The organism is Streptomyces sp. NPDC005774, from assembly GCF_042871645.1.
Classification (GTDB): domain Bacteria; phylum Actinomycetota; class Actinomycetes; order Streptomycetales; family Streptomycetaceae; genus Streptomyces; species Streptomyces pratens.
Window position 1 is genome coordinate 34,932 of the sequence record NZ_JBIAIV010000040.1, and the last position, 16,781, is coordinate 51,712.

The 16,781-nt window shown below is 70.8% G+C and carries 15 protein-coding genes and 1 pseudogene; 5 read left to right on the plus strand and 11 right to left on the minus strand.

What is annotated here, in order from left to right; all coding sequences use genetic code 11:
- Nucleotides 1-96 precede the first annotated feature (96 nt).
- The 4 genes from hydA to ACFYQA_RS28725 form a co-directional block, all read right to left on the minus strand.
- A complete protein-coding gene (hydA, locus tag ACFYQA_RS28710; RefSeq protein ID WP_360033297.1) occupies nt 97-1,518 on the minus strand; it encodes a dihydropyrimidinase in 1,422 nt (473 codons plus the stop codon).
- Nucleotides 1,519-1,568: 50 nt separating this feature from the next.
- Complete coding sequence (locus ACFYQA_RS28715; protein WP_055594308.1) at nt 1,569-2,927, minus strand: aminotransferase class III-fold pyridoxal phosphate-dependent enzyme; 1,359 nt, start codon at nt 2,925-2,927, stop codon at nt 1,569-1,571.
- A 49-nt stretch (nt 2,928-2,976) separates the two neighbouring features.
- Complete coding sequence (locus ACFYQA_RS28720) at nt 2,977-3,540, minus strand: amino acid synthesis family protein (protein ID WP_388923745.1); 564 nt, start codon at nt 3,538-3,540, stop codon at nt 2,977-2,979.
- 442 nt (nt 3,541-3,982) lie between these two features.
- The gene (locus tag ACFYQA_RS28725; protein ID WP_388183935.1) at nt 3,983-4,621 is read right to left on the minus strand and encodes a TetR/AcrR family transcriptional regulator; all 639 of its coding nucleotides are present in this window, start codon (nt 4,619-4,621) and stop codon (nt 3,983-3,985) included.
- A 120-nt stretch (nt 4,622-4,741) separates the two neighbouring features.
- Between ACFYQA_RS28725 and ACFYQA_RS28730 the strand changes: the two genes are divergently transcribed.
- Nucleotides 4,742-6,079: an NAD-dependent succinate-semialdehyde dehydrogenase gene (locus ACFYQA_RS28730; protein ID WP_388923748.1), complete on the plus strand. Its 1,338-nt coding sequence runs from the start codon at nt 4,742-4,744 to the stop codon at nt 6,077-6,079.
- Between the two features lie 8 nt (nt 6,080-6,087).
- On the opposite strand, the gene ACFYQA_RS28735 is transcribed toward ACFYQA_RS28730, so the two are convergent.
- The 3 genes from ACFYQA_RS28735 to ACFYQA_RS28745 all read right to left on the minus strand — a co-directional run bounded on the left by ACFYQA_RS28735 (nt 6,088) and on the right by ACFYQA_RS28745 (nt 8,557).
- Nucleotides 6,088-6,837: a hypothetical protein gene (locus ACFYQA_RS28735; protein WP_388923751.1), complete on the minus strand. Its 750-nt coding sequence runs from the start codon at nt 6,835-6,837 to the stop codon at nt 6,088-6,090.
- 12 nt (nt 6,838-6,849) lie between these two features.
- Nucleotides 6,850-7,734, minus strand: a complete 885-nt coding sequence (locus ACFYQA_RS28740; protein WP_388923754.1) for a DNA-processing protein DprA — start codon at nt 7,732-7,734, stop codon at nt 6,850-6,852.
- 187 nt (nt 7,735-7,921) lie between these two features.
- Nucleotides 7,922-8,557, minus strand: coding sequence for a lamin tail domain-containing protein (locus ACFYQA_RS28745; RefSeq protein ID WP_388923756.1), 636 nt, complete (start codon nt 8,555-8,557; stop codon nt 7,922-7,924).
- 712 nt (nt 8,558-9,269) lie between these two features.
- Here ACFYQA_RS28745 and helR point away from each other — a divergent pair.
- Both helR and ACFYQA_RS28755 read left to right on the plus strand, forming a co-directional pair.
- Entirely contained in the window at nt 9,270-11,447 is a 2,178-nt protein-coding gene (gene helR / locus ACFYQA_RS28750) for an RNA polymerase recycling motor ATPase HelR (RefSeq protein ID WP_388923758.1), read from the plus strand.
- A 316-nt stretch (nt 11,448-11,763) separates the two neighbouring features.
- Complete coding sequence (locus ACFYQA_RS28755) at nt 11,764-12,291, plus strand: SMI1/KNR4 family protein (RefSeq protein WP_388923761.1); 528 nt, start codon at nt 11,764-11,766, stop codon at nt 12,289-12,291.
- Nucleotides 12,292-12,293: 2 nt separating this feature from the next.
- On the opposite strand, the gene ACFYQA_RS28760 is transcribed toward ACFYQA_RS28755, so the two are convergent.
- From ACFYQA_RS28760 to ACFYQA_RS28775, 4 genes are all read right to left on the minus strand, one after another.
- The gene (locus ACFYQA_RS28760; RefSeq protein ID WP_388923764.1) at nt 12,294-12,722 is read right to left on the minus strand and encodes an ATP-binding protein; all 429 of its coding nucleotides are present in this window, start codon (nt 12,720-12,722) and stop codon (nt 12,294-12,296) included.
- Nucleotides 12,723-12,858: 136 nt separating this feature from the next.
- Nucleotides 12,859-14,070, minus strand: coding sequence for an ATP-grasp peptide maturase system methyltransferase (gene tgmC / locus ACFYQA_RS28765; protein WP_388923768.1), 1,212 nt, complete (start codon nt 14,068-14,070; stop codon nt 12,859-12,861).
- Nucleotides 14,067-15,047, minus strand: coding sequence for an ATP-grasp ribosomal peptide maturase (gene tgmB, locus ACFYQA_RS28770; RefSeq protein ID WP_388923771.1), 981 nt, complete (start codon nt 15,045-15,047; stop codon nt 14,067-14,069). Before tgmB ends, tgmC begins: the two co-directional genes overlap by 4 nt.
- A gap of 3 nt (nt 15,048-15,050) precedes the next feature.
- A complete protein-coding gene (locus tag ACFYQA_RS28775) occupies nt 15,051-15,317 on the minus strand; it encodes a putative ATP-grasp-modified RiPP (RefSeq protein ID WP_388923774.1) in 267 nt (88 codons plus the stop codon).
- 204 nt (nt 15,318-15,521) lie between these two features.
- Between ACFYQA_RS28775 and ACFYQA_RS28780 the strand changes: the two are divergent.
- Both ACFYQA_RS28780 and ACFYQA_RS28785 read left to right on the plus strand, forming a co-directional pair.
- Nucleotides 15,522-16,354: pseudogene (locus tag ACFYQA_RS28780) on the plus strand (helix-turn-helix domain-containing protein).
- Nucleotides 16,351-16,557: a DUF397 domain-containing protein gene (locus ACFYQA_RS28785; protein WP_388923776.1), complete on the plus strand. Its 207-nt coding sequence runs from the start codon at nt 16,351-16,353 to the stop codon at nt 16,555-16,557. The pseudogene ACFYQA_RS28780 and the gene ACFYQA_RS28785 overlap by 4 nt, the downstream one beginning before the upstream one ends.
- Nucleotides 16,558-16,781: the final 224 nt, after the last annotated feature.

A 16,781-nucleotide genomic window follows, 5' to 3' on the forward strand; every position in this document is an offset into this window, starting at 1 on the left:
TGACGCGCGCCCGGGGTGCGGAACCCGCCTGCCGGGGGTTCCGCACCATGGACACGTGTCAGTTGGCGTAAGCGTCAAGAGTGTGGGGGGGTGTTCTCAGTGCAGCTGGGGCTTGCCCCGGGTGAGGAAGCGTCCTCGGCCCGCGGCCCCGTCGAAGGACCCGTCGGGGCCCACGAGTTGCTCGCCCCGGGAGAAGACGCGGACCGGGCGGCCGGTCACGCGCATGCCCTCGTAGAGGTTGTAGTCGGTGCGCATGTGGCTCCCGGCCGCGGTGATCACATGGTCGGCGTCCGGGTCCCACACGAGCAGGTCGGCGTCGGCGCCCACGGCGACGGCGCCCTTGTGCGGGAACATCCCGAACAGTTTGGCCGGGCGGGTGGAGACCAGGTCCACGAACCGGCACGCGTCGAACCGGCCGCTCGCGACCCCGGTCTCCCAGAGCACCATGAGCCGGTCCTCGATCCCGGGGACCCCGTTGGGGACCTTCGGGAAGTACCCGGGGCTGCGCAGCTTCTGCGGCGGCAGGTCCTCGGGCTGGTGGAGGCAGAAGCCGGCGTGGTCGGTGGCCACCGTCGACATCGCCCCGGTGACCAGGGACCGCCACAGTCCCTCCTGGTTGCCGCGCTCCCGGATCGGGGGCGAGCAGAGGTAGGCGGCGGCCTTCTCGCCGAGTTCGGCGTAGTCCTCGTAGGCGACGGCCAGGTACTGGGGGCAGGTCTCGCCCCACACCCGGGCCCCGGCTGCCCTGGCCCGGCTGATCTCGTCGGCCGCGGCGGCGCTGGAGACGTGCACGACGTAGAGCGGGGCGCCGACGGACTCGGCGAGCACCACCGCGCGGTGCACGGCCTCCGCCTCGGCGTCGTGGCCGTGGGCGGTGGCGTGGAAGATCTCGGCGGTGCGGCCGTCGGCCAGCAGCCGCTGGGTCTCCCGGGCGATCATGTGGCCGTTCTCGGCGTGCACCATCGGCAGCACGCCGTGCTCCAGGGCGAGTTCGAAACCCTCCAGCAGCTCCCCGTCGTCCACCATCTGGGTGCCGGGGTAGGCCATGAAGAACTTCCAGCTCGTGGCGCCTTCCCCGGCGAGCTTCCGCAGGTCGTCGAGGACGTCGGGCTGCTGTTCGCGGGGCGGGACGATCGCGTGCAGCCCGAAGTCGACCACCGCCTTGGCCGCGGCGACGTCGCGCCGGGACCGGTAGGTGTCGAGCAGGCTCCGTTCCGGTTCCTTCTTCACGAAGTCCAGGACCGTGGTCGTCCCGCCGTGGGCGGCGGCCACCGTCCCGGTGTGGAAGTCGTCCGCGGTGCGGGTGGTGAAGCCGTCGATGGGATATTCGAGGTGGGTGTGCGCGTCGATGCCACCGGGCATCACGAGCATCCCCTCCGCGTCGATCACCCGGTCGGCGCTCCAGTCGTCCGTGCCCGTGCCGAGCGCGGCGACGACCCCGTCGCGGATCAGTACGTCGGCCCGGACGGCGGCGTCGGCGTTGACGACCGTACCGCCCTTGATCAGCGTGGACCCCATGCTGCCCTCCCCTTCCCAGAGCGCTTCTGCGTGCTCCTGACCACTACGCCTCACCCTACGTAGTGCTCGTCGGCGAGGCTCAGGACGTCGTCCAGCACACCGAGCGCGACATCGATCTCGGAATCCGTGATGACGAGCGGAGGGGTCAGCCGGAGCACGTTGAAGTTGGCCGTGAGGTAGAGGCCGCGGGCCATGGCCTCCTTCACGATCCGGCCGACCGGGGCGGCGGCCGGGCCCTTCGCGTTGAACGGCACCAGCGGTTCGCGGGTCTCCCGGTTCTTCACCAGTTCGACGCCGTAGAACAGGCCGCGCCCGCGGATCTCGCCGATGCTCGGGTGCTTCTCGGCGAGCTTGGCCAGTCCGGCACCGAGGTGCTCGCCGCGCGCCCGCGCGTTCTCCACGATGTTCTCCTCCTGCATGATGCGCAGGGAGGCGACGCCGGAGGCGCAGGCCAGCGGGTGTCCGGCGTAGGTGAGTCCGCCCCAGAACATGTTGTCCCTGAGCCACTCGGAGACGCGGGCCGAGACGGTCATCGCACCGAGCGGGACGTATCCCGAGTTCAGGCCCTTGGCGGTGGTGAGGATGTCGGGGGTGACGTCCCAGTGGTTGCAGGCGAACCACTCACCGGTGCGGCCGAAGCCGGCCATGACCTCGTCGAAGATGAGCAGGATGCCGTACCGGTCACAGACCTCGCGCAGCGAGCGCAGATAGCCGTCCGGCGGGTAGAGCAGCCCGTTGGTGCCGGTGACCGGCTCGACGATCACGGCGGCGACGGTGTTCGGGTTCTCGTACTGGAGGATCTCCTCCAGGTGCGGCCCCCCGGAGCAGACCGGGCAGGGGTCCGGGTGTCCGGCCGGGCAGCGGTAGGTGTACGGGTCGAGCATCCGCACCACGCCGGGCATCCCGCCCGGTTCGGCGGACCAGCGGCGGGGGTCGCCGGTCAGCGACATCGCCCCGGCGGTGGCGCCGTGGTAGGAGCGGTAGCGGGCGATCACCTTGTGGCGTCCGGTCACATGGCGGGCGAGCCGGATCGCGTTCTCGTTGGCCGCGGCGCCGCCGGTGGTGAAGAAGCTCATCTTCAGGTCACCGGGGGTGAGCCCGGCCAGCATCTCGGCCAGTTCGGCGCGGGAGCGTTCGGCGAAGCCGGGACCGATGTAGCAGAGCTTGTCGGCCTGCTCGCGGATGGCCTCGACCAACTTCGGGTGCTGGTGGCCCAGGTTGAGGTTGACGAGCTGGGACTGGAAGTCGAGGTATCGGTTCCCCTCGTAGTCCCAGAACCAGGACCCGGAACCGCCGGCCACCGGGATGGGGTTGAGCGCGCCCTGGACGGACCAGGAGTGGATGACGTATTCGGTGTCGGCTTCCTTGACGCGCTGCCCGGTCCACGTATCGGTCTCGGTGATGGTCAACGAACTGCCCTCCTCGTCGTTCGTCGGCTGCTGCTGCGCACCGGGTCGGCTACTGGTTCTTCGTCTCGGCGCCGAAGGCGGCGAGACGGGCCAGAGGGCGGCCGGCGTTCGCGGCGGCGCAGACGACGAAGATCTCGCGCGGCCGGGGGACATCGGCGACCTGGAGCGTCACCGTCTGGTGGTGGGAGCGCGTCTTGGCGTCCTTCTTGTGCTTGAGCGGGATGTCGATCGGGCTGCCCGGGAGACCGACCTTCTCGGCGGCCGGCAACAGCTCGGTGCCGTCGGCGGCGGTGCGGAAGACGTTGCCGAAGCGCAGGTTGTGGATGAGCGCCGAGCCGTGCTCGACCTCTCCGTCGATGCCGACGAGCGCGGCCTTGCCGAAGGCCTCGACCGGGCCGCCCAGCAGCTCCACACAGGCGGGGCCGACCAGCTTGCCGATCTCCTCGCCCAGCTCGTCGGCGAGGGTGACGAGGTCCTGGACGTACTCGCTGGGGTACGGGTTCTCGATGACGGCCCCGACGAACGCGACCCGGTGCACCGGGTCCACGACACAGCCGTTCTCTAGCCTCGTCTCGTCGATGTGCTTGATGATCTTGCGGACCCGAATACGCACGGCTCTCCTCCAAGGATCAGGCTCGCTGGTTCAGTAAGCGAACCAATGGTTCACATCCTCCTGAGCGCCGATCCGGGTGTCAAGAGGTCGACCGAGGAGTGGTCCGCCGGAACAACGGGGCTCGCCGAAAACGGCCCCCGGAGAGCCGGGCGGAGGCACCGCAGGACCACCGCCACCAAGGGGCGCATCAGTGGCATCGGGCAGCGCTCGGAGGCCGGCCGCGCACAGGCCCCACGGGCTCCAGGGGCCGGCAGAGAGCCGATCGAGGCGGCCGGCGGCCGACCGGGCGGCGGCATGCGACAGCAAGAAATCCGTACACGGGTGGCGAGGGCCGCCGCCCGGCGAGCGAGCTACAGCCGCCCGCCGGGACGCCCCGGCAGAGGTGAGATCCTCGCCGGGCGGAGAACCGAGTCAGAGACCGGTCAGCCTGACTGACGCCGCATCAGGAGGACTCGAGCGTGCCGACCGGCAGGCCGAGTTCGGTCTCCGCGAGGGTACGGGCCATGTCGGCGAGCGGGGCGGCACGGCGCCCGGCGCCGGTGTTGACGTAGGCGCTGGCCCCGTCGATCGCGACGAGGATGCGCACGGCCGCGGCCCAGGGGTCGGCGCAGTGGAAGTCCCGCGCCTCCACCCCGGCGGCGACGACCCGCTCGATACGCCGGCACCAGAGCATGTCCTGCTCGATGACGTGATCGCGGAGCACGGGCCGGTAGCGTGCCAGATGCCGGGCGTTGAGCCAGAGCCTGCTGACGTTGTCGAAGTCGGTGCTCGAGGTGAGCGAGAAGAGCCGCCGCAACGCACGCACCGCACCGCCGGGCCCGGGGTCGGCGGATATCTCCGGCAGCAGGCTGTCGAGCTCCGCCATGGTGGCGCTGGTGAAAGCCTCGGCGACGAGTCTGTCCGCCGCGGGGAAGTAGTGGCCGACGAGCCCGGACCGGACGCCGAGCTCGTCGGCGACCCGGCGCAGGGTGACGCACTCCAGTCCTTCCGCGAGCCCGACCCGCGCGGCGGCGGTGACCATCTCGCTGCGGCGCTCGGCCGGCGCCTTGCGGACACGCTTTTCCGGGCCCCTTGACGTCATGCCGGGGATGTTATTGAGTGAGTGGCCAATAAGACAATGGGGCATACAGCAATATGTGCGGCCTCAGCCGCCCCACAGCACCGCTGCCACGCCACCCGCACCCCACTCTCCGGAGCGCTGATGTACGCCGTCACCGACCCCACCACCGGCGAAGTCGCCGAGCTCTACCCGACCGCCAGTGACGCCGAGGTCGAGGCGGCACTGACCGCCGCCACCCACGCGGCCACCGCGTGGGGCCGCAAAAGCACCGTGGCCGAGCGCGCGGCGCTGCTGCGCAGGATCGGCGACCTGCACCAGGAACACAGCGAGGAGCTGGCGGCGAGCATCGTGCGCGAGATGGGCAAGCCGCTCGCGGAGGCCGAGGGCGAGGTCGGCTTCTGCGTCGACATCTACCACTACTACGCCGACCACGCCGAGGAGTTCCTCGCCGACGAACCGCTCGACGTCACCTCCGGCCCCGGCAGCGCCGTCGTCCGGCGCAGCCCGCTGGGCGTCCTGCTGGGCATCATGCCGTGGAACTTCCCGGCGTACCAGGTGGCCCGGTTCGCCGCCCCGAACCTCGCCATCGGCAACACCATCGTGCTCAAGCACGCCCCGCAGTGCCCGGCCACGGCGGCCCTGCTGGAGCGGCTGTTCACGAAGGCGGGCTTCCCGGAGGGCGCGTACGTCAACGTGTACGCGACCAACGAGCAGATCGCCGACGTGATCGCCGACCCGCGCGTGCAGGGCGTCTCGCTCACCGGCTCGGAGCGGGCCGGCTCGGCCGTCGCGGAGATCGCCGGGCGCCACCTGAAGAAGGTCGTGCTGGAGCTGGGCGGCTCCGACCCGTTCATCGTGCTGTCCACCGACGACCTGGACTCGGTCGTCGACTCCGCCGTCGCCGCGCGCCTCGACAACACCGGTCAGGCGTGCAACGCGGCCAAGCGGTTCGTCGTCGTCCAGGACCTCTACGACGCGTTCGTGGAGAAGTTCACCGCCCGCCTGCTGGCCGGCGCGACCGGCGCACCCCTGTCCTCGGCGGCGGCGGCCGAGAACCTGGGCCGCCAGGTCGACGCGGCGGTCGCCGAGGGCGCCACGCTGCACACCGAGGGCGAGCGCCACGGCGCGTACTTCCCGGCCGGCGTCCTCACCGGCCTCACCACCGACCACGCGGCCGCCCGCCAGGAGCTCTTCGGCCCGGTCGCCATGGTCTTCCCGGCCACCGACGAGGACGACGCCCTGCGCATCGCCAACGACACCCCGTACGGTCTCGGCTCCTACCTCTTCACCACGGACCCCGCCCAGGCCGAACGCGTCGCCGACCGCATCGAGGCCGGCATGGTCTTCGTCAACGGCGTCGGCGCCGAGGGCGCGGAACTCCCCTTCGGCGGCATCAAGCGCTCCGGCTTCGGCCGCGAGCTCGGCCGCCCGGGCACCGAGGAATTCGTCAACAAGAAGCTCATCCGCACGGTGTCCTAGCCACGCTGTCAGCCGTGGGCCCAGGCCCGCAGCGGGCAAACGTCCCAGGAGAAGCGCCGTAATCGCGCTTGTTCGACGTGCGTGGCCGTGTCTCCGTAGCCGACGTTGAGGTGACGTCCGAGGATGACCACGGCCACGCTGCCCGCACCGGCGGCCTTCAGCGCGGTGGCCGCGGACCGGGCATGGTTGCCGGTGGTCCAGGTGTCGTCGATGAGCAGGACGTTCTCTCCCCAGAGCACCGACGACGCATAGCGTGCGGACGACGCGCCACGGCCGAGGGCAGCCGCTGCGGGCGTCGGCCTGAGCAGGTCACGGTGGCGGTCGCGTGTGACGCCGACCATGGTGGCGACCATGGTGTGCAGAGGGTGATCCGCACGACCACTTGTACTGGGCACCGTGGTGATGACGTCGAATCCGGGAACGGCGCAGTGCTTGGCGATGCATGCCTCGTGCAGCGCGAGAAAACGCCAGAGGACGGCTGCCAGCCCTGTGCGGAAGTACTGCTGCTGAGGCCCCGCGGTGTTCTTGTAGCGCCACAGCTCGTTCGCGTACTGCTCACCCTTGAGGGCCAGGCTGACCGGTACAACGGTGTCGGCCACTCCCGTGCCGAGGATCCTGCCGGTTTCATGACACGGCCAACATGTCGGGTATCCGGTCTTGGCCGGGCCGCAGCAGGTCTGGCACACACCCGAGCCGGGAAGCAGCGGATGGACGAGGAAGTTGGCGTAGCGGGCGGACAACCCGACGACAGTTGTCATCTGGCCGGCCCACTAGGCCCAGGTCAGCTCGCCCGTGGCGGGGACGAGAGAGTTCAGGTGGCTGAAGACTTCGTCCGGGCCGTCGATGACGGTGGTGTTCGGCCTGGCGGCGTATTCCCTCGCCCACTCGTGAATCATGAGGGAGCGCATGAGGAAGATCCGGCGACCGTGCTCCAGCGCGAGACGGGCCTGCATGCGCGCGCCGCTGCGGTAGGCCGCCTCGATCACGACCGTGGCCAGGCTGTAGCCGCTCATCACAGCGTTCCGCATCGGAAAGGACACCTTCGACGGCGGGGCGTCCGGCCAGAACTGGGAGATGAGCAGTCCCCGCTCGGCGATCTCCTCCTGAAGGCGTGCGTTCTGCGCGGGGTAGGCCCGTCGCAGGCCAGTGCCGACGACAGCGACCGTACGGCCGCCGACGGCGAGGGCGGTGGCGTGGGCAGCGGTGTCGATCCCGGCTGCCAGCCCGCTGACCACCGTGACCCCGCGCTCGGCCAGACCGCCCGCGATGGCACGGGCGTGCGCGATGCCCTCCGGCGTCGGCGTACGGGTCCCGACAACGGCGACGCGCAGATCGTCCTCGACCGGTGTCCCACGCAGAAAAAGGAACGGCGGGCGTTGGTGGACCAGTCTCAGGTAGAGGGGGTAGTCCTCGTCCAGAATCGTCACGAGCCGCAGCCCTTCACGCTCCCAGCCGGCGATCTCGGCGGCGATACCGTCCAGGTCTGCTGCGGGTCCGGTGTCGAAGAGCGCACCCTGTCCTGAGGCATCGAGCAAACTCTCGAGGACTTCGCGTGCGCTGCCGACGGTCTCGATCTGGTCGGTGAGTTCAGGCCAGGAACGGTCGTCGCGCCGCAGTAGTGCGACGAGCGCGGCTCGGTCCAGTTCCTGGTCCATACCGTGAGTATAGAAGGCACGCCCGGGGCGCCGCGCCGTCGTGTGAGCAGGCCTGCGCCTCGGCAGGGGCTCCTCATGGCGCCGTACGGGCCGTCGGGGCCCGCCGCACAGGCCGTCCCGAGGAACCGGAGGAACGCCGGAGGGCGTGTCACGGCCGGCTGCCGTGACACGCCCTCGGGACGGTGAATCAGCGCTGCTGGTTGCCGCGGTCGTTGCCTCGGTCGTTACGGTCGTTGCCTCGGTCGTCACGGCGGTCGTCACGGCGGTCGTCACGGCGGTCGTCACGGCGGTCGTCACGGCGGTCGTCGCGATCGTTGCGGCGGTCGTCGCCACGGTCGTTACGGCGGTCGTCGCGGTCGTTGCCGCGGAAACGGCCCCAGCTCTCGGTGTCGACGACCGAGCCACGGCGGTTCGACAGGGTGGCCCGGTCGGAGCGGTTGTCCCAGATGTGATTGCGGCGGTCCTGGTAGACGTCATGGCGGGTGTCACGGCCGACTCCCGTGTGCACCTTGACCGTCGAGCGGCCGTCCAACCGCAGGTGGCGGAAGGTGTACCTGTCGCCCTCGCTGTTGCGCAGGGTCCAGCCCTTCAGGTCGACGCTCTGGCGGGACCGGTTGGTGATGTTCACCCACTCGCCGTTCAGCGAACGGTTGCTGCGGTTGTCCGGGCCGGGAGCGTTGTACTGGACGTCGCTGATGACGACCCGCTGACGGTCGGGGGCCCTGTTCTGGTCGGCGGACGCCGGCAGGGCGGCGGCCGCCACGACGGAACCGGTCACCAGGGCGACAGCGGTCAGACGGCGAGCGGCGGAAGAAGCAGACACGTGGTCCCCTTCGCATTCGTGCGCCGGCCCACCCGGCGTAGGGACGGGCGGCGCTCTCCGAGTGGTACGTCCCGGCTGACTGCCGAGGTCCCACACTCTGCCGCCGTAGCGTGTTCTTTCATAGGAAGTTCCCCCACTGGGGACGTAATGCGGACATGTCCGAAACGCTTGGTTGCTAGATGCACACATATCATTCGATTACAGAGTTCGAATCGGTGCGTCACGCATCGGCCCATGGCCTGTCCGGGTCCGTCGTAGTTCAGCCAGGGTCGCGCCCTGGTGCGCCACCACGCACGCCACCCTGGCGTCCACCCGAAAGTGGGTAACAGGGCCGGCGGAACACGGGGGGTGAATGCCTTCCCTTCACCCGGTTCCGCAGGGACAGGAGCGGCGTGCGCCGCCGGACCGTCCCGGGCTGCGGGGCCCCGGTGCCGAAGGGCACACCGTGTCCGGAGACGTCGAGTGAGCGCTGAAGGACGTGAGCACAGGAGGCACGCCCGAGGCACCACCCCATGGCGAGAAGGGCTTGTCCGCCCGCGGTGACGATCGAGGCGGCGACAAGGGCCGGCGCGGGGCGAGCGAGGGCCGGCGAGGAAGCGCCGTGGGAGGACCGCAAAAGACAAGGAGGCGAACCCACTCCTTGCCACTCTCAACCTATAGCGCACCGGGGGGCTTGCGGCAAGGCCCCCGGCATGGCGCAGAATCGATCCTCGTGAAGCCGATTAACCACCCGACCATCAGCCCTACCAGCGTGTTCGATCTCCCCGAGCGTCTTTCCGCCAAGGCCGACCCGAAGCTGATCGCCGGCGACGAGGCGCACTTCGCGGCCATCGCGGAGAGCCTGGAGCAGGCGATCGCCGAGCTGTCCGACCTCCGGGACGCCACGCTCAGGGCGCCCGGTGGCGTGGGGCGGGAGGCGATGGACCGGGACCTGGAGGTGCACCGGCTCTCCGCCCGCCTGCGCGCCCTGCGCCGCTTCGGCCTGGACCTGTGCCTGGGGCACATCGTGAGCGCGGACGACCCCGAGCCCGTGTACATCGGACGGCTCGGCCTCACCGACAGCACGGGCCGCCGCCTGCTGCTCGACTGGCGTTCCCCCGCGGCGGAGCCGTTCTTCGCGGCGACCCACGCCGATCCGATGGGGCTGGCGAGCCGCCGCAGGTACCGGTGGACCGGCGGCCGGATCAGCGACTACTGGGACGAGGTGTTCACCGCCGACGGCCTCGAAGGGCACGCCGCCGCGCTCGACGACCACTCCGCCTTCGTCGCCAGCCTGGGCGGCGACCGGTCGGCCCGGATGCGGGACGTGCTCGGCACCATCCAGGCCGACCAGGACGCCATCATCCGCGCGGGCTCGCGCGGCGCCCTGGTCGTCGACGGCGGCCCGGGAACGGGCAAGACCGTCGTCGCCCTGCACCGCTCCGCATACCTGCTCTACTCCGACCCCCGCCTCGGTCACCGCCGGGGCGGCGTGCTGTTCGTCGGCCCGCACCAGCCGTACCTGGCGTACGTCGCCGACGTCCTGCCCAGCCTCGGCGAGGAGGGCGTGCAGACCTGCACCCTGCGCGACCTCGTCCCCGAGGGGGCCGGGGCGGCGGCCGAGACCGACCCGGAGGTGGCCCGCCTGAAGTCGTCCGCGGACATGGTGGGGGCGATCGAGACGGCCGTACGGTTCTACGAGGACCCGCCCGCCCGGGGCATGACGGTGACCACCCCCTGGGCTTCCGTCCCCCTGACCGCCGAGGACTGGGCCGAGGCGTTCCAGGCGGTGGAACCCGGCACTCCGCACAATGAGGCGCGCGAGCAGATCTGGGACGAGCTGGTCACGATCCTCGAAGACAAACACGGCGACGACGTCCCGCCGAACCTGTTCCAGCGGGCACTGCGCGCCCACCACGAACTGGTCAAAACCCTCAACGACCACTGGCCGCTCCTCGAACCCACCGACATCGTCTCCGACCTGTGGTCGGTCCCTGCCTACCTGCGGATGTGCGCTCCCTGGCTCGGACCCGACGAAGTCGAGCGCCTGCGGCGCGGGGGCGAGGACGCCCAGTCCTGGACGGTGTCCGACCTCCCGCTCCTGGACGCGGCCCGGCAGCGGCTCGGCGACCCGAAGTCGTCCCTGCGCAAGCGCCGCCACGACGCCTCCGTCGCCGCCCAGCGCGAACGCATGGCCGGCGTCATCGACAACGTCATCGCCTCCGACGACGACGGCGAGGGCGCGGTGACCATGCTGCACGGCCAGGACCTGCGGGACAGCCTGATCGACAGGAGCGCCCTGCCCACCCCCGAACCGGACGTGCTCGCAGGCCCGTTCGCGCATGTCGTGGTGGACGAGGCCCAGGAACTCACCGACGCGGAATGGCAGATGCTGCTCCTGCGCTGCCCGTCCCGCAGCTTCACCATCGTCGGAGACCGCGCCCAGGCCCGGCACGGCTTCACGGAATCATGGCAGGAACGGCTCCAGCGCATCGGCCTCGACCGCATCGACGTCGCCTCCCTGAACATCAACTACCGCACACCGCAAGAGGTGATGGCGGAAGCCGAGCCGGTCATCCGCGCCGCCCTCCCGGACGCCAACGTCCCGACCTCCATCCGCGCAGGCGGCCTCCCCGTCGTCCACGGCCCGGTCTCCGACCTGGAGACGATCCTCGACACCTGGCTCGCCGAGCACGCCGAGGGCAACGGAATCGCCTGCGTCATCGGCGACCCCACGTTCCGGGGCACGTCCCGCGTCCAGTCACTGACCCCGGAGCTGTCGAAGGGCCTGGAGTTCGACCTGGTGGTCCTCGTCGACCCGGACAGGTTCGGCAAGGGCATCGAGGGAGCGGTCGACCGCTACGTGGCGATGACCCGGGCGACGCAGCAACTGGTCGTCCTCACTTCCTAGTCGCGTACAGGAGGAGTGGCGCTCGGCCGGGGCCCGACGGCATCAGACCGTGCCGGGCGGCGCAGGCGGGACCCGCCCGGCCGCGAGTGCGGCGGCCCGGCAGTCGCGGCGCCATGCCCCGGGCCATGGCGCGCGGAAGACCCGGTTGCATCCGCCCTCGCAGTCCGTCATGGGGCAGGGCCCGGACAGCTCGTCGCCCTGGGCCGTCGTCGTGGCGCGGGACTCACCGGGTCCCGTGTTCCGGGCATCGGCGGGCCCCCTGCCCGGCACGCCGATGCGAAGGCCGCATGTCAGTGCGGGCGGTTACGGTACGCCCGTGAACGAGTTGACCGGTGACGACCGCCGCCTTCCACCCGCCCTCGCCGACGTGGCCCGCGTCGGAATCGACTACGCCGACGGTGACGGAATCGACTTCGAGCTCTACGAGGCCTTCTGCCCGGCCGAGGAGGCCACCGACCGGCTGCGCCAGTGGACCGGAAACCCCGAGCTCGACGGCGACGCCTACCGGCTGTTCGGGCAGGACGGCTCCGGCGGTCTCGCAGCCGTCTGGTACGGGCGGCCCGGCCGCCCCCTGGCCGAGCAGCCCGTGGTGTTCATGGGCTCGGAGGGCCAGTGCGGCGTGGTGGCCGGGAACCTGTCCGACTTCCTGTGGATGCTGGCCGACGGCTACGGCCCCTTGGAAGCCGTGCTGTTCGGGGTCGACGCGTCACGCCCCGACGCGGCCCTCACCGCACTCGCCGAACGCCACGCCACCACCCCCCGCCGCCCGGCCCACGCCATCCTCACCGAGGCCCGCGCCGAGTTCCCGACCTTCGCCGAGGACATCGACGCCCTCTGCCGCTGAGGTCACCGGAAGCAGCCGAGCTCCAGCTCGGCCCACACGGTCTTGCACGGAAACGGCTCCGGCAGTACGCCCCAGTCGTCGGCCGACTCCTCAACCAACAGCAGGCCGTAGCCTGACTCGGCGGGCTCCGGCGAAGCGCTCCCGCGCGCGGGTACCTCCTCGCCCCTGGGGTCGGTCACCTCGATGCGCAGCATCCCGTGCGCGGTGACGGTGAGGGTGAGCCGGAAGCCCCGGCCGGGGACACGGCCGTGCACGACGGCGTTCGCGGCGAGTTCGGCGACAATCAGCCGGGCCGGGTCCAAGGGCAGCCCCCAGGCGTCCAGTTGCTCGGCGGCGAGCAGGCGGGCGAGACGGGCGCCCCGGCGGGTGGCGGAGAGCGGCACGGTGAACTGGTGGAGCGGGGCGCGCGGTGCGACGGTTTCTCGATTCACGTCACTCAGCGTGTTAACCCACGCGCCCTTTGTGAAGGCGGGCGGCCCGTGCGACCGGCGGCTGTCCGTGGTGTGCCCGGTCCCGTCCGGGCTGCCCGGCGTGGCGGGGCGCCGGGCGGCGCGGGGTCCTCACCCCTCAGGGCGACGGCAGTGACAGGCAGGGCAACCGCGGGTGCCGCAGGTGCTGTCCGCCGTCGTGGACGCACAGGGTGAAGGTCTCCGCTCCCGGCCGTCCGGCCGAGTCGTAGACGTCGAGAACGCGCTCGACGCTCTCCCACAGCCCGATCGGCCCGCCCTCCCGCACCCGCCAACCACCGTCGCCGTCGCCGTCCGGGGTCAGCGTGGCGGCCGATCCGCTGACCACGTCGACCAGGTGCACGACGTCGCCGACGGCGGTCAGTTGCGCGTCAGGTACCGCGCTCTGCACGAGGAAGCGCAGGTAGAAGGCCTCCTCGGTCGCGGCGGTGACCCGCTCGGGACCATGCCGGGCGACCCGTGGCCTTCCCGGCAGCCCGGCCGCCCAGTGGGCGGGGTTGCCGAACGCCGGCGCCGCGTGCGTACGGGCCGACATGAAGGAGACGGTGCCGCCCAGCAGGCGGCCCTCGGCGGTACCGTCCCCGGCGACCGTGAGCAGCACGCGGGCGTACCCGTAGAGCCAGCCGGAGAGCGTCAGGAGGATCTTGCCTCCCGGCCGGGTCTGGGCGACCAGGGCCGGTGGCACGGCCCGGAAGGAGCAGGCCGCCACGATCCGGTCGAACCGCGCCTCGGGCCAGTACCCGTACAGCCCGTCCGCGACCGCGAGCGTCGGCGTGTACCCGCAGGCGTGCAGCGCGCTCGCGGCCCGCTCCAGCCGGTGCGGGTCCACCTCGATGCTCGTGACGCCGCCGGAACCGAGGCGTTCGCAGGCGAGCGCGGTCGAGTAGCCCGTCCCCGTGCCGATCTCCAGCACCGTGTGCCCCTCCCGCACATCGGCGTCGGCCCACATCCGCAGCACGAGCGACGGCAGGGTGGAGGACGAGGTCGGGGCCCCTCCGTACCGCTCGACAGGGTTCTCCCAGTCGGGTTCGTCACCGTCGAACTGGGTGATGAGCGTGGCGTCGGAGTACGCGGCGGCCAGCCAGCGCCCGTGGTCGAGCGCGGCGGTGACCGGCTGCCACCGGGTCAGCCCCTGCCTGTCATTCTCGTCATCGGCGGGCAGGTAGAAGCCGGGCACGAACCGGTGTCGGGGCACCGTCTCCACGGCCGAGCGCCAGGCCGGATCATCCAGGAACCCGCGCGCGGCGAGGTCCTTCGCCATGGCCCCGCGCAGCCGTGCGGCATCGGTTTCGAGGTCGACAGGCATCGTCATGGACGGCCCTCTCTTTCCACGGTGAGGAGGTCGGCGAACGCCTCGGTGATGTCCTCGGCGTCGGGAAGCCATCCCCACTGCCCGTTCGGGTTGCACTCGATCGCCGTCCAGTGTTCCGGGTCGTCCCCGTCACCGGTGAGCGCGAAGTCGAAACAGCCGAAGACCAGACCGAACGAGGCCAGGTAGGTGTGCAGCGCCGCCTCGACGGGCGGCGGCACGGTGATGGGCGCGTGGAGCAGGGCGCCCCAGTCACCCCGGCGCCAGTCCAGCGCGCCGTCGGGCGCGGCGATCTGCTGCGCGAAGACACGACGGCCGACCACGGTGACGCGTACGTCACCGGTCTTGGGGATCTCGGCCTGGAACAGGTGCGCGGTCACAGCGAGCGTGTCGTCGAAGGTCTCCGGGGCGACCCGCTGAGTCCAGATCGCTCCGGTGTGCCCGCCGTCGTCGGCGGGCAGGCCCCGGAACGTCTTGCAGACCACGGGTCCGTGGAGGGCGGCGAACTCCTCTGCTGTCTTCGGGTCGTTGGTGATCAGCGTCGGAGGAATCCTCAGCCCGATCCCGGCGAACCTCCGGAGCTGGGCGGGCTTGAACTCCGCACGGGCGACCGCGGCCGGGTGGTTGACGTACCGGGCGCCGGGCAGGGCGTTCAGGACGCCGCCGAGCCCGTTTCTCGCCTCGGCGGCGGCGAAGTCCCTCTGCTGCCGGGGCAGATGCGCGAACCGGGCGCCGTACGGAGTGGGGCGGCGGTAGTACACCGCCGCCACCTCCCCCGCCTCCACCTCCCGGCTCGCCGTACGCAGCCACCCGCTCCACGCCGAACGGTCCGCGTCGATACGGAAGCCGAACGTCAGGGCGGGCCCGATGTCAGCGGGGTCGACGCGGACGACGGGCACCCCGCGCTCGTTCAACGCGGCGACGACCCGGTCCGCAGTGACGTCCTCCAGCGCGGTGACGACCAGGACGGTGAAGGCCATCGGTCAGTCCGACTCGTAGTCGGTGGTGCTGTCGTCCTGCTTCTGGGACTGCGGACCGTTCCCGTCACCGCCCCCGGACACGGACGCGGTACCGGTCGTCCTCGACGTCCCGTGCTTGCCCATCTCGACCGGCCGCCCGGCCGCGTCGGTGTAGCGGGCGGTCTGCGTGACGGGGTCGAGCGTCACCGTCGCGTACGGCGGCGGCCCGACCGGCAGCCGATCGGTGACCAGGCACAGCACCCAGGGGGCCTCGGGGGTGAGCGTCGTCATGCGGTGTCCCTTCTCTGTGGTGTGGAGTTTCCCTGATCCACGTCACCCAGTGTGCTCACACATGCATTCTGAGTGAAGAATGATGGGGCGTACGACCGGCGGTTGTACGTGACTGTCCGGTTTTCGTCCGGGCTGACCGGGGTGTCCGGGTGCGGACGGCCGGAGTTGGTCCGGGGAAGGGCGCGCGACGGAAGGGCGGCGGACATGAGCGAGTGGGAAGCGGGACTGGACGACGAAGAGGCCGGAGCCGTGATGCGGACGGTCGTACGGCAGTTGAAGCTGTGGCGCGAGGCAGCCGGCCTCACCCAGGCGGAGTTCGGGGCGGCGATCAAGTACGGGGAGGAGACGGTCTCCTGCGTGGAGCGGGGGCGGCGGATTCCCCGGCCGGAGTACTTGGACGCGGCGGACGAGGTGCTGGGGCGGGCGGCAGGATCGCTGCGATGAAGGGGGACGTGGCGGAAGCCAGGTACCCGAAGAAAGTACGGGACGTGAAGCGCCTGGAAGCGGAAGCCGTCGAGATCTGCTCCTACAACAACTGCGTCATCGATGGGCTGTTGCAGACCGAGGTATATGCGCGAGCAGTGTTCAGCTCTCGGCGACCGCAGTTCGCGGAAGAAGAGTTGGAGCAGCGGGTAGCCGCTCGGCTGGATCGTCAGGAGATCTTCTGCACCCCAACAGCCCGCCCTCTTTTCAGCTTTGTGCTGTGCGAAGCGACGCTACGCCGCCTGATCGGGGGCAAGATGGTGATGCGTAGCCAGCTCGAACGGTTGTTGGAAGTAGCCCAGCTGCGGAACGTCGACCTACAGGTCCTGCCTCTGAGTCGGGAGGAGAACTCGGGCCTCGGCGGCCCCTTCCGACTGCTCAAGCTCAAGGGCGGGGCGGCCGTGGGTCTGAACGAAGTCCAGCTCACCAACCGCGTGATCACCGACCCGAAAGAGACCACGGTCCTCGACATGCGCTATGGGATCATCCGGGCGCAGGCTCTCACACCACGAGAGTCGCTGGCCTTCATCGAGAAAGCGCTGGGAGAGTCATGACCCTCAAGCCCGCTGACGGAGCCGATGGCAAGCTGGAGTGGATAAAGAGCAGCTACAGCTCGGACGACGGTCCTTCCTGCGTAGAGATCGCCACTACCTTGGCAACCGTCCACGTGCGCGACTCCAAGATCCCGGACGGTTCCCGCCTCGCCCTCACCCCCACCACCTGGGCGACCTTCCTGCCGTACGCCTCCGGTCACTGACGGAGCGAAACGAGCTACTGATGTCGGCCGCGACTGCGGCGATACGGCAGCCGCGGCACCATCCTCCGGGCTCCGGCGTACGAGAGTCCCGGCCGCGGGCGACGTCCCGCCGACCGGGCCGACCGGGTTCGGCGGTCGCCAACGAACTCAAGCGGCTCCCCGACACCCTCACCCCGTTCGGTGTGAGCACTTTGCCTCACCTTGTACGTATCCCGCTCATATGT

Bases quoted from the DNA above. Each gene is read 5' to 3' on its own strand.
- ACFYQA_RS28785 (WP_388923776.1), top strand. From the start codon at position 16,351: ATGACCCTCAAGCCCGCTGACGGAGCCGATGGCAAGCTGGAGTGGATA.
- ACFYQA_RS28730 (WP_388923748.1), top strand. From the start codon at position 4,742: ATGTACGCCGTCACCGACCCCACCACCGGCGAAGTCGCCGAGCTCTAC.
- tgmC (WP_388923768.1), bottom strand. From the start codon at position 14,070: ATGACGATGCCTGTCGACCTCGAAACCGATGCCGCACGGCTGCGCGGG.
- hydA (WP_360033297.1), bottom strand. From the start codon at position 1,518: ATGGGGTCCACGCTGATCAAGGGCGGTACGGTCGTCAACGCCGACGCC.
- ACFYQA_RS28725 (WP_388183935.1), bottom strand. From the start codon at position 4,621: ATGACGTCAAGGGGCCCGGAAAAGCGTGTCCGCAAGGCGCCGGCCGAG.
- ACFYQA_RS28740 (WP_388923754.1), bottom strand. From the start codon at position 7,734: ATGGACCAGGAACTGGACCGAGCCGCGCTCGTCGCACTACTGCGGCGC.
- tgmB (WP_388923771.1), bottom strand. From the start codon at position 15,047: ATGGCCTTCACCGTCCTGGTCGTCACCGCGCTGGAGGACGTCACTGCG.
- ACFYQA_RS28735 (WP_388923751.1), bottom strand. From the start codon at position 6,837: ATGACAACTGTCGTCGGGTTGTCCGCCCGCTACGCCAACTTCCTCGTC.
- ACFYQA_RS28775 (WP_388923774.1), bottom strand. From the start codon at position 15,317: ATGACGACGCTCACCCCCGAGGCCCCCTGGGTGCTGTGCCTGGTCACC.